11 protein-coding genes, 2 pseudogenes and 1 riboswitch are annotated in these 11,475 nt (G+C 38.3%); of the genes and pseudogenes, 12 read left to right on the forward strand and 1 reads right to left on the reverse strand.

Features of this window, described 5'->3' with window-relative positions:
• Window positions 1–241 precede the first annotated feature (241 nt).
• The 10 genes and pseudogenes from U8D43_RS09670 to U8D43_RS09715 all read left to right on the forward strand — a co-directional run bounded on the left by U8D43_RS09670 (window position 242) and on the right by U8D43_RS09715 (window position 9,206).
• Complete coding sequence (locus U8D43_RS09670) at window positions 242–379, forward strand: hypothetical protein (protein WP_335870977.1); 138 nt, start codon at window positions 242–244, stop codon at window positions 377–379.
• Between the two features lie 57 nt (window positions 380–436).
• Window positions 437–981, forward strand: a pseudogene (locus U8D43_RS09675) (SulP family inorganic anion transporter).
• Window positions 982–1,233: 252 nt separating this feature from the next.
• Window positions 1,234–1,953 (forward strand): YebC/PmpR family DNA-binding transcriptional regulator, encoded by a 720-nt coding sequence (locus U8D43_RS09680; protein ID WP_335870978.1) that lies wholly within the window; start codon window positions 1,234–1,236, stop codon window positions 1,951–1,953.
• 294 nt (window positions 1,954–2,247) lie between these two features.
• Window positions 2,248–2,339, forward strand: a riboswitch (cyclic di-GMP riboswitch).
• 37 nt (window positions 2,340–2,376) lie between these two features.
• Window positions 2,377–3,294 carry a glycoside hydrolase family 191 protein gene (locus U8D43_RS09685; protein ID WP_335870979.1) on the forward strand — a complete coding sequence of 306 codons (918 nt, stop codon included), beginning with the start codon at window positions 2,377–2,379 and terminating at the stop codon, window positions 3,292–3,294.
• 30 nt (window positions 3,295–3,324) lie between these two features.
• Window positions 3,325–3,987, forward strand: coding sequence for an endo alpha-1,4 polygalactosaminidase (locus tag U8D43_RS09690; protein WP_335870980.1), 663 nt, complete (start codon window positions 3,325–3,327; stop codon window positions 3,985–3,987).
• 322 nt (window positions 3,988–4,309) lie between these two features.
• Window positions 4,310–4,498 (forward strand): nucleotidyltransferase family protein, encoded by a 189-nt coding sequence (locus U8D43_RS09695; RefSeq protein ID WP_335870981.1) that lies wholly within the window; start codon window positions 4,310–4,312, stop codon window positions 4,496–4,498.
• Window positions 4,499–4,510: 12 nt separating this feature from the next.
• The gene (locus tag U8D43_RS09700; RefSeq protein WP_335870982.1) at window positions 4,511–5,077 is read left to right on the forward strand and encodes a nucleotidyltransferase domain-containing protein; all 567 of its coding nucleotides are present in this window, start codon (window positions 4,511–4,513) and stop codon (window positions 5,075–5,077) included.
• 682 nt (window positions 5,078–5,759) lie between these two features.
• On the forward strand, window positions 5,760–6,605 hold the full coding sequence (gene proC / locus U8D43_RS09705) for a pyrroline-5-carboxylate reductase (protein ID WP_335870983.1): 846 nt from the start codon (window positions 5,760–5,762) through the stop codon (window positions 6,603–6,605).
• Window positions 6,606–6,785: 180 nt separating this feature from the next.
• Window positions 6,786–7,925 (forward strand): glutamate 5-kinase, encoded by a 1,140-nt coding sequence (proB, locus tag U8D43_RS09710; RefSeq protein WP_335870984.1) that lies wholly within the window; start codon window positions 6,786–6,788, stop codon window positions 7,923–7,925.
• An 18-nt stretch (window positions 7,926–7,943) separates the two neighbouring features.
• A complete protein-coding gene (locus tag U8D43_RS09715; RefSeq protein ID WP_335870985.1) occupies window positions 7,944–9,206 on the forward strand; it encodes a glutamate-5-semialdehyde dehydrogenase in 1,263 nt (420 codons plus the stop codon).
• 228 nt (window positions 9,207–9,434) lie between these two features.
• On the opposite strand, the gene U8D43_RS09720 is transcribed toward U8D43_RS09715, so the two are convergent.
• A complete protein-coding gene (locus U8D43_RS09720; RefSeq protein WP_335870986.1) occupies window positions 9,435–10,061 on the reverse strand; it encodes a YczE/YyaS/YitT family protein in 627 nt (208 codons plus the stop codon).
• 572 nt (window positions 10,062–10,633) lie between these two features.
• Between U8D43_RS09720 and U8D43_RS09725 the strand changes: the two are divergent.
• Window positions 10,634–11,006, forward strand: a pseudogene (locus U8D43_RS09725) (DUF4153 domain-containing protein); the annotation flags it as partial.
• A gap of 48 nt (window positions 11,007–11,054) precedes the next feature.
• Window positions 11,055–11,288: a hypothetical protein gene (locus U8D43_RS09730; RefSeq protein WP_335870988.1), complete on the forward strand. Its 234-nt coding sequence runs from the start codon at window positions 11,055–11,057 to the stop codon at window positions 11,286–11,288.
• Window positions 11,289–11,475 lie beyond the last annotated feature (187 nt).

Genomic DNA, 11,475 nt, shown 5'->3' on the forward strand with positions numbered 1-11,475 from the left:
CGAAAAAACCCTACTACCTGTTTTTTCTTTGTGTCAAGAGCAACATTGTATACGAAAAGAGCCTTTTAAAAAAGATAATTTTGTGAGGATAGGCTCATAAAACGAAGAGTAATTACTACCTGTTTATCGCTGTGCTAGCATCAACTATATATGTTCATTGGTATGGGCTGTCCATTTAGTCGCTTTTCGGCTAGTGGACACTCTTTTTTTTGCCGCATTATTCGGTGGAACACCAGGTCAAATGAAGTATTTGCAATCTGGAGCAATTCTTGTTGGCACGACGATTCTAGTCATTCTTCTAGCTAAAAAACGAATTAAAGGAATTCCAGCTAGTCTTGTTCCATTAATAGGCGCTAGTCTTTTTGCGGTTGCCTTATAAGAAGTCGGTTGGTTAATAGACATTGAATTTATCGGGAAGCTACCGAATTCATTGCCAATGATACAAATACCCATTCTTGATTCAGGAATAATGGTGAGTCTCATTCCATTCGCTTTAGCGATTGCTGTACTTGGCATCGAATCACTTCTAACCTCAGTGGTAATGGATAAAGAAACAGGAACTAAGCCTAAGCATAACAGCAATAAGGAGCTAATTGGTAATGTGATGAGTGGTCTTTTGGGGGGCTGGCAGGTGCCGGCGCAACAGTTCGCTCAATTGTCAATTTACAAAGTGGAGGGAAAACGGCTTTATCAGCCTGTTTCCATAGCGTATTTTTAGTTTTGAGTCTAGTTGGAACCGGTGGACTTATTGCCTTTGTTCCACAAGCTGTTTTAGCGGGGATACTTATCTATACGGACTTTACGATGTTTGATTGGGAGACGGTTAAAAAAGGAAGAACCCTTTTGCTAGATGAAGTGATCGTCATAGCGACAACGATGGTTTTAACAGTAGTTGTTGATTTGATGGTGGCTGTTGCGGTTGGTGTCGTCTTGACCTATGTATTCGATTTTGTGAAAAAGTCATCTAAAGCGGTTCAGTAAAGGTCGATTCAATCGTGAATGACGACAGCTCTACTTCTTGAAAAAATTAGAGAGACATTTGAATAAGGTGAGAAGTGATTCTTTTAGTGATAAATCTTCTAAACAAGCGTGTAATTGTTGTATAATAATGTAGAGTAAAGCGAGAGTTCCTTTCCAAAGTATGGTGTTTACTTTAGTCTAAAACCAAGAGAATGAAGAAGAAAAGTCACGTATGAGTGATAGTAAGATAAAGTTGAAAGCGAGTGGAGCAATATGGGCCGTAAATGGAATAATATTAAAGAGAAAAAAGCGTCAAAGGATGCGAATACAAGTCGTATATACGCAAAATTCGGAAGAGAAATCTATGTTGCAGCCAAGCAAGGAGAACCTGATCCAGAATCGAATCAAGCACTCAAAGTAGTTCTAGAACGTGCCAAAACATACAGTGTACCCAAAGCCATTATCGACCGTGCAATCGAAAAAGCAAAGGGTGGTTCAGAGGAAAGTTATGATACCCTTCGTTATGAAGGCTTTGGACCGAACGGATCAATGGTCATCGTTGACGCTCTTACAAATAATGTGAATCGTACAGCATCAGATGTCCGTGCTGCTTTTGGTAAAAATGGTGGAAATATGGGGGTAAGTGGTTCGGTTGCCTATATGTTTGATGCTACTGCTGTTATCGGCCTGGAGGCTAAAACAGCAGATGATGTACTTGAAATATTAATGGACGGGGATGTAGACGCTCGTGACATTATTGAAGAAGAGGAAGCTGTCATCATTTACGCCGAACCGGATCAATTTCATGCTGTGCAAGCTGCCATGAAAAATAATGGTGTAACCGAATTTACCGTAGCTGAGCTAACGATGCTAGCCCAAAATGACGTTACTCTTGATGCAGACGCTCAAGAGCAATTTGAGAAAATGATTGATGCGATCGAGGATCTTGAGGATGTACAACAAGTGTATCATAACGTCGATCTAGGAGAATAAGTTAAGAAAGCAGACCTTGTCTTTCAACAAGAGGTCTGTTTTTTTATAACCTATTTAGGATTGGGTTGTATTCTAGTAAAAGGCAGCTTCCGCAAAGGTTGTTGCTTTTGGAATTAGTCCATAAATCTCGTAAGCAATCGACTTTGGGGGATTTATTGTATCAATTCTAAACCTGAGGAATATCGCCTCATAGGGTTTAGAGAGACTGTAGTTATGATAGGAGAAGATATTTCTAAACAGTCAAAAATTATTGCGTATTTCGACCTACTCCCGTATGCTGAAGGTAGTTAAATAGATGGTGATGGGCAAACTTGTCGAAAGGCAGGGACGCAAAGATATGGGTCGTCGATGAGTGCTAAACTCATACCGATCGCCAATCTGCGAAACCTCCCATCCCTCATTTCGTAGATGGAGGGATTTTTTATGAAGAGAGTCGTTATTTTGTTTTGTTTTTTAGTGTATACTTTGCTTTCACCTCTTGCTTATTCTCCGGTTCGTGCGGAATTAGAAAGTCCTTTTTCGCAGATTAATACCTACCAAATTTACTATAATACCCCCACAGATGAGATTCTCGAAAATATGAAGGATTATGATTTAGTGATTGTTGAGCCTCATGAGTTTACTGTTGATCAAATCCAACAATTGAAAGACAGTGGTACGATGGTGCTCGGATATATTAATACAATGGAAGCGGATGAATGGAATATTGAGTTTATGAATCAGCTTCACCAGGATGATTTCTATTATGAAGTCGACAAAAGAGTATTTTATCCTGAGTGGAACTCATATTTAATGGATATATCGTCCCCTCATTATCAAGAGTTATTGCAGCAAGAGATTAACAATCAAATCATACAAAAAGGATTTGATGGAATTTTTCTTGATACGGTTGGAGATATCGACAATGAATTTTTGGACCAGCCTGATGTGTTAGAAGCACAAAGAGCAGGTATGGTTTCGTTTTTGAAAACGGTAAAGGAAAAGTATCCTCAACTCCCTTTATTACAGAATTGGGGATTTGACACATTGAAAGAAGCGACAGCCCCATATGTCGATGGAATCTTGTGGGAGAATTTTGATCAAAATGTGATTGCAAATGACGAATGGGCCCAAAATACCATTCAGACATTAAGAGAAATGAAGCAAGAATATCCGCTTGAGGTGTTTACGGTCTCCTTTTCAGAAGGAGAATGGAGTAAAGCATTTGCTGAGGAAAAAGGATTTGTTCATTACTATGAACCCGAAAGTTTTGATGAATTTACTTGGAATGATTTTGCCACATCTCCAACTATTTCTTCAGAAAATGGTTTGGCGCAAATTAGAGAGTACCAAGTATACTAAGGAGCTCCCAAAGAGTGGATTTTGCAAGATATGAAGAACTTTGATTTAGTCATAGTGGATCCGTATCATTATTCCAAGGAACAAGTAGAACATATTCAATCGGCTGGAACCAAGGTAATTGGATACATCAGTACAACAGAAGTCGGAGGCTGGAATTCTTCTCTGTTAGCGCAGTTTGAGGAAGATGATTTTATTTGGAGAAATGGAGAAAAGGTAACGTATAGCTGGGATGCGTATTTAATGGATCTTACTTCACGACATTATCAAGAAATAATGAAACAAGAAGTAGACACTCAGATTCATCAAAAAGGGTTTGACGGCATACTTCTAGACTCTATCGGAAATCTTGAACAGGAATTTACGGATGAAGCGAGAACAAATCAGGAAGATGCGCTTGTTTCCTTTATCAATAATATCAAGAAGGATAAGGTGCTCATCCAAAATGGTGCATTTGATGTTCTTTCAACCAAAACGGTCCCCTATATCGACGGGGTCTTATGGGCTTTTTTTGAGAAAAATAAAATTCAACGGAGTTCATGGTCCCAAACTACTGTAAATCAACTAATTGAATTACGTTCTATTCATCAAATCTCTGTCTTCACAATCTCGTTAAAAGAGGAAGCAACCCAACAATATTCAGATGATCTTGGTTTCACCCACTACCATGATCATAATAGATTTATGAAATGGTAAAGCTGTTTTTTTCGCTATTTAGACATTGCGATATAGATAGACGACAGGGAACTTTTTGAATCCTTTTAAACCAGAAGCCTATAAAATGAATTTTCCATTCATTTTATAGGCTTCAACCACTAGTTATCCAAATAAGTATAGTTTGGAAATAAAGATTGATAATTTGGAATAAAGCTTGAACAAACATCCTGTTGAACTATTGGCGGGATGTTTTTAATTTTTAATCGGTCCAGGTTCTTGAATAATAGCTAACAATGATAAATAATGTGTGCAAAGACTTGTATAAAGAAATAGATAATTTTTATTGAGGTGATAAGCATATATGGAATTACCAACTAAAATGGGACTGAATGCTGAGGGTTATATTATTAATCCAACAGCGAAAGAAAATGTTCAAAAACAATTTAAACCAGTTATAAATGCAGTTATAGACTTATTAAGACAATTGTTGAAGGAAAACTTACACAGTATATATGTGTACGGAAGTATTGGTAGGGGTGAAGCAAAATAAGGTATTTCTGATTTGGATTTAACTGTTATTGTACATTTCCCACTACCATTTGGTGAGATAAATAAGCTAGATAACGAAACGAATCATTTACTAAATCATTTTAAAACTGTAGTAAAAGTTGATTACGATTTGGGAGGTTTAAAGGAGGTCCTAGCTGAAGAAAATCTGTACGAATGGGGATTTTGGCTTCGTCATATGTGTACTTGTCTTTATGGAGAGGATTTATCTCAATGCTTTGAGCAAATGAAACCAAATGAAAAAATTAGTTCAGCGTTAAATAAAGACCTACTTCCATTAATCAGTAGCTATCGAAAGGAGCTCTTAACCGAAAAAGTGTCTAAATCTAAAAAGAGATCGATGTTAAAGCGACTGATAAGGGGAGTATACCTAACAATTAACGTTAAAGATGAAAGTTGGTCGACCAGCATTGATGAAAACTTAATGATCATCCAACAATATTTCCCCAAGGAAGTTCTTTTTCGCAAAGTGGCACCAATGCTGCATACAGAAGATGAAATTTCTAATCAAACTCTTTTAACAGTCTTAGAAGATTTCTTAGATTGGTTTATAAAGAGCTAAATATTAATCTTGGTATGAAAGTAAAAAAAGGCTTTGTTCGAGCTTTACGCTGATTTTGTACTTTTAAAGTAGTTGAACTAATTTATTGATTACTAACGGCGTTTTCGCAAAGTTTGTGGCTTTCCGGAAACAGCCATAAATTATCATGAAAACGTTGCTGTCTTCAAATGTAGATCGAGTGAAAAGGTATGGGGGGTGCACGTTAGGCGATGAGAAAATGAACTATAGGTTTTTTAGGTTCTTGCTAATCGTACGGAGGGTTGCTGGTGTGTAGAAATCTGCATGTGGAAGTCGATTTATTTCAATCGGCGGTTTACGCAGGGGTAAGTACAAGCTAAGAAGACAGCCTAATAGAAAGAGATAATTTCTGATGCGATTTATTTGTCCAATTTTCATAGTTTAGCATTTGAAATAAAAAAGGAAAAGAAGGAATCTTGTTGAATACTATCGAAATATAGTGAAAATTTACTACTAATAATCTCTATATACCGTGATTAGAGCGGATATATCCACTTGAGAGCGGAAGAGGAAGACTGAGAATAAAATGAAAACGCTTACTCTTTGTTTCTCGCTCATATACACCTAACTTATTCTATTCGCCTTGAAACTAATTTCAGGCATGTTACGATTATTAGCGGGATTAAAAACGAACGAAAATAATCATAAATGGAGAGATTGCCCTTTGTTAAAAAATAAAAAAGTCGCGTTTATTGGTGCAGGATCGATGGCAGAAGCGATGATTTCAGGCATTGTTGAATCTAAAAAAATACCGTCAATCAATGTGATTGCGAGTAATAGAAGTAATCAAGATCGTTTAATGGAACTAAATGAAAAATATCATATTCGTACGACTCCTTCGAGTGAACTAAAGCTTAGTGGTGTGGATATTATCGTCTTAGCGATGAAACCAAAAGATGCAGAAAAAGCTTTAGCTTCGATTCAACACTCTATTCAACCTCATCACCTCGTATTATCTGTACTTGCGGGAATTTCAACATCGTATCTCGAAAGCTTTTTGCCAATGGGTCAACAGGTGATCCGTGTCATGCCGAATACATCAAGTATGATGCGTGAATCTGCAACGGCTATGAGCCTAGGAACGAATGTAGACGAAGAAAGTATTAAAGCCTCTAAATCCCTTCTTGCTTGCATCGGGGAAGTATACGTTATACCTGAAAAGCAAATGGATATCTTCACTGGCATTGCCGGAAGTGGACCAGCATATTTCTACTATTTAATGGAGCATATTGAAAAAGCGGGTGCAGAAGCTGGCCTTGAAGGTGAGCTTGCACGTGAAATTGGAGCTCAAACCATTCTCGGAGCGGCTAAAATGATTATGAATCAAGATGATTCACCAGCCACCTTACGAAAAAAAGTTACATCACCAAACGGGACAACAGCAGCTGGTTTAGCGGCGCTACGTAAGCACGGCGGAGGTAATGCAATTTCACAAGCCGTGAAAGGTGCGGCCAACCGCTCGAAAGAGTTAAGTGCAGAATTACAAAGAGAACCAGTTTTAGCAAGATAATAAGGTTGAAAAGAGCGAAAACAGCAGCTGTTTAAGCAAAGAATGTTGCTTTTCGTATCAGTTTATCATCTTTGATGGAAATCAAATGTGAAATGGAAAATTTAATCAATAGTCGGATGAAATAGCCGCAATATATGCGAGTAGCGCCTAAATAACAGAGAAAACACCAGGAGGGGTTAGATGACTTCATACACCGGAACGAAGCGGGTTGTCATAAAAATAGGAAGTAGTTCTTTGACAAGTCGACAAGGTGAAGTAAGCACGAGAAAATTAGAGAGATTAGTAGATGACATCGTTCAATTGAAGGATGAAGGTCATGAAGTACTGCTTGTGTCTTCGGGGGCGGTAGCGGCAGGCTATCGTAAATTAGGATGTCTAGAACGACCTATTGATTTACCAGAAAAACAAGCAGCGGCTTCGATCGGACAAGGTCTACTAATTGAAGCCTATTCCAAGGTATTTTTGTCTCATGGATATGTGGCATCCCAGATACTGATTACAAGAAGTGATTTTTCAGATGAAAGTCGCTATAACAACGCTCGTAATACGATTAATGTCTTACTAGAAAGGGGCATTGTCCCGATTGTTAATGAAAATGATACGGTCACGATTGACCGCTTAAAATTCGGTGACAATGATACTCTTTCCGCCAAAGTAGCAGGACTAGTAGATGCGGATGAGCTTATCATCTTGTCGGATATTGACGGTTTATATAGTGCTGATCCTCGTAAAGATCCGAATGCCACTTTATTAGACAAGGTTCACGAAATCACTTCTGAAATTGAGGAGAGTGCAGGCGAACCAGGTTCCTCTGTAGGCACAGGGGGGATGCGTTCCAAAATTGATGCTGTGAAAATCGCTATGGCATCTGGGATTCCAGCCTTTTTAGGGAAATCTGGCGTCCCTAATATTCTACTCGGTGCAGTCAATAAAACGGCGAAAGGGACTTATTTTGAAACGAAGGATGACAGTATGAATCTGAATCAGAAAAAGCAATGGATTGCCTTTAATTCAGGACCTGAGGGTGTTGTGGTTATTGATCAGAATGCCAAGCACTCGATTATGGAACTAAATGACGGTTTATTAGCAGGAAATATCCATGAAGTAAAAGGCCGCTTTAGAGATGGTTCAGTCGTAAGAATTAGAGATTTAGATGGGGAAGAATTCGGCTTAGGAGTCGTAAATTACTCATCTGATCAGCTCCAAAAGTTGAAAAAAGATCATGATTCAGTCGCGATGAAAAAACAATTTGAAAAACCAGCAGTCGAGCATGATGCGCTCGTATGTCATTTAGAAGGTACATTACCAATAGGGTCGTAAATTTGAAAGGGGAATTGCATGACACAAATTGAACAGAAACTAAATGTAGAAGAACAGGCCATTTTAGCAAAAAAAGCAGCAAAAGAACTTAGCTTACTAACGACAGAACAAAAAAATGAAGCTCTTCATATTTTAGCTGATGCATTGGTCGATCAGCATGAAGTGATACTTGAAGCCAATGAAATAGATCTTCAACAAGGACGTGAAAAAGGATTTGATTCCGCTTTAATGGATCGTTTAGCTCTTTCTAAACAGCGCGTGGAAGAGTTTGCTAATGGACTAAGGGAAGTCGCAAAGCTCGACGATCCAACAGGGAAAATTCTTTCGGAATGGACATTAGAGAATGAACTAAACGTACAAAAAGTTACCGTACCACTAGGCGTTATCGGGATGATTTATGAAGCACGACCGAATGTAACCGTTGATGCGACAGGGCTTGCCATAAAAGCAGGAAATGCGATTGTGTTAAAAGGGGGCTCAAATGCGATTACTTCTAATAAGGCGATTGTGAATGTTCTGATTGCAGCGCTTGAAAAAACGGCAATTCCTAAAGAGGCGGTACAGTTTATTAACAGTACCGACCGGGAAGAGACAAGTAAATTGTTTACAATGAAAGAACATATAGATGTATTAATTCCTCGTGGAGGGGGCTCCTTAATTTCCGCAGTGGTCAATAATGCGACCGTTCCAGTTCTTGAGACTGGAGTCGGGAATTGTCACATTTTCATTGATCAAGTAGCAGATGTAAACAAAGCATTATCGATTTTAATAAACGCCAAAACGGACCGTCCTGCAGTGTGTAATGCAGCCGAAACAGCGATTATTCATGAGGAGTGGTTACAAAACCACGCAGAAGCTTTAGTTGAAGCTTTACGAGAGCATAATGTTACGGTTCATGGAGATGAACTAGCGGCAAAGTATATCCCTCTTACCATTCAAGCGGAGGAAAGGGATTGGACAGATGAGTATTTAAGTCTTGATATTGCAATTAAGGTAGTGAGATCGGTTGATGAAGCAATCGAACATATCGAAACGTATGGAACGAAGCACTCAGAAGCGATTATTACGGAAGATGAACATACCGCTCAGCGCTTCTTAACGCTGGTAGACGCAGCGGCTGTATATCATAATGCTTCTACTCGTTTTACAGACGGAGGTGCATTGGGATTTGGAGCTGAAATTGGTATTTCCACGCAGAAACTACACGCTCGTGGACCAATGGGCCTTCCTGCGCTGACGACCGTAAAGTATAAAATGAAAGGAAACGGGCAAATCCGTTAACCTTTACCATCGAAAAAGCCTAGACAATTAGTCTAGGCTTTTTTTCTAGCAAGAAAATATATCTTTGTGTCATTTCGAACGAAATATAATTTTTTGCTAGAGAAGTAATCAAGATGGAAGTAGCGAAGTAGATGTTTTTTGAATATCCAGAAAAAATAGCTAATATCACCAAATCTTGTTTTTTTATGAGAGTTCTGGTGCTATGCGCTTTTCTGAGCAAAATATCAATCAGTGTGATGGTGAAACCTGTTTATGTTGAAGCTTTTTGAGTGCCATTTCCATTTTAGGAAAGAAAAATTGAATGCTTGGACCAATCCCAAAGGTGATAATAAGCGTTCCTATCCCAATCGGTCCTTGAAAAAGCAGGGCTAGTATAAGTGCCGTTAACTCACCGACCGTCTTAGCAACACTCAAATTCAATTTAAATCGAGCTCGTAACGCCATCATAAAATTATCAATGGGAATAAGCGGATAGTTTGCTTGTAAGTAGGTGGCTATACCGAAAGATAAAATTCCTAAGCCTAAAAGCAAGAGAACTACACGGTAGGCAAGGTTGTCTGGTGTCCATTCGCTTAGAGCAAAGATTAACCAGAAATCAATGAAAAACCCAACGAGTAAAACCGTTATAAAAGCTAAAAAATCAGGGCGTTCTTTTAATAAATAAGCGTTAAGGAAAATGAGTATAGAACCAACAATTATGACCCAAGTGCCAACGGTTAAGCCAATTGTTGTAGATAAACCAACATTTAATGCATCCCAAGCCCCTGCACCTAAATCGGCTTTTATTGTTAAAGTCACACCGAAGGAAATGATGAAAAGTCCCACTAAATAGAAAAGAATTTTGTAGAGATTCATGTTAATAAGCTCCTTTAAGTATTGCAAATAGTATATCCATTGTGAAACCTCTATATTATCATAGTTTATGAACTGTTACGAAAAGTAATGTACTTTGCGACAACACCCTACTTCGAAAGTAAAAAAGTGAAAATTAGAAATTCTATTTACAAGAGGGATTTCCTTTTGTATCGTTTTGTTTTTTGTAAATTGGAGAGCTATTTTCTTATCAGCGAAGTTTTAGGAAGCATCAACAACATCAGACCAAACGCCATTTTCACGGAGATTCTTTTGAAGTGGGGAAAAGGTAGGGTTTGGTGTACTTATCTCGATTCCATTTCTATTGATCGTCATTTCGCTATTATCATCTGCCGACGAACGTTTTAAGGAACTCGTATGGGATTCACCGCTGTTTTTTCAAGGCTGGGAAATGGTGACTGGGTTTGGAGAGTTTTCATTGTGTTGTTTTTTTCGATCTTATTTTTTATTTTTTTACTACTGTTTATTTACTTTTTACGGTCGTTCAATTTTAATATCTATTTAGCGGAAGTCTCCAAGGTGATTTTACTTATGCTGAGTATGCAAGAAAAGGATTTTTCGAATTGATTCTTGTCACGCTGATTAATTTTTCGTTTATTCTAGGTGTGTTGGTTTTTGTAAAGCAACACTACCAAAAGTTACAACAAATTCTCGTGAGTCTCTTAATCCTTTTTAGTGGGGTAATGTTTGCTTCAGGGTATATACGAATGGCTATGTATGAGGATGCGTACGGGTATACACTTCTTCGTGTATTAGTTCATGTCTTTATGATATTTCGGCTGATTATTTTTGCATACACGCTTGTGAAGGTTTGGCTGAAACGTCTCAACTTGCCGCATTTTTACTTACTAACGGCTCTGCTGTTTTATCCCATTAGACATGTGGATTGTTGAGAAAAACCCAGAACGGTATGAAGAGACGGGGGGAATCGACGTCTACTATTTCAGAATTCTATCCTATACAGGAATACCTGCCTTGATTGAACTTTACGAGGCGGTAGAGGAGGAAGAGGAGATATTAGGCATGTTGCGTGCCGGATATGCCTCTTTGCAAGGGGAACAATCTCATTGGCAAGCCTATAATTTATCGAAACAAAGAACTTATAAAGAGCTAGAAGAATTGTTTTCAGAAGGCTGTTTTCGCAAAGATTGTGGCTGTTCGAATAAGAAGGAATCCCTTGACTTTTATGACTTCGTGCTCTTTTCCTAATGAAAAAATCTTCATTTCTAGATAAAAAGGAAGAAATCAGTCGAAAAACCCTACTGCCTGTTTTTTCTTTGTGTCAAGAGCAACAATGTATACGAAACCCCATGTCCTGTCAGACACCGCAATGAATGAAAATGGGGTCTAGCGGTTTAATGATGCATTAAACTGTTCATCCTGTTAATGCAGGTCT

This window comes from Bacillus sp. 2205SS5-2 (assembly GCF_037024155.1).
Taxonomy (GTDB): Bacteria; Bacillota; Bacilli; order Bacillales; family Bacillaceae_K; genus Bacillus_CI.

Bases quoted from the DNA above. Each gene is read 5' to 3' on its own strand.
- proB (WP_335870984.1), top strand. From the start codon at position 6,786: ATGACTTCATACACCGGAACGAAGCGGGTTGTCATAAAAATAGGAAGT.
- U8D43_RS09670 (WP_335870977.1), top strand. From the start codon at position 242: ATGAAGTATTTGCAATCTGGAGCAATTCTTGTTGGCACGACGATTCTA.
- U8D43_RS09685 (WP_335870979.1), top strand. From the start codon at position 2,377: ATGAAGAGAGTCGTTATTTTGTTTTGTTTTTTAGTGTATACTTTGCTT.
- U8D43_RS09690 (WP_335870980.1), top strand. From the start codon at position 3,325: ATGAAGAACTTTGATTTAGTCATAGTGGATCCGTATCATTATTCCAAG.
- U8D43_RS09715 (WP_335870985.1), top strand. From the start codon at position 7,944: ATGACACAAATTGAACAGAAACTAAATGTAGAAGAACAGGCCATTTTA.
- U8D43_RS09695 (WP_335870981.1), top strand. From the start codon at position 4,310: ATGGAATTACCAACTAAAATGGGACTGAATGCTGAGGGTTATATTATT.
- U8D43_RS09720 (WP_335870986.1), bottom strand. From the start codon at position 10,061: ATGAATCTCTACAAAATTCTTTTCTATTTAGTGGGACTTTTCATCATT.
- U8D43_RS09680 (WP_335870978.1), top strand. From the start codon at position 1,234: ATGGGCCGTAAATGGAATAATATTAAAGAGAAAAAAGCGTCAAAGGAT.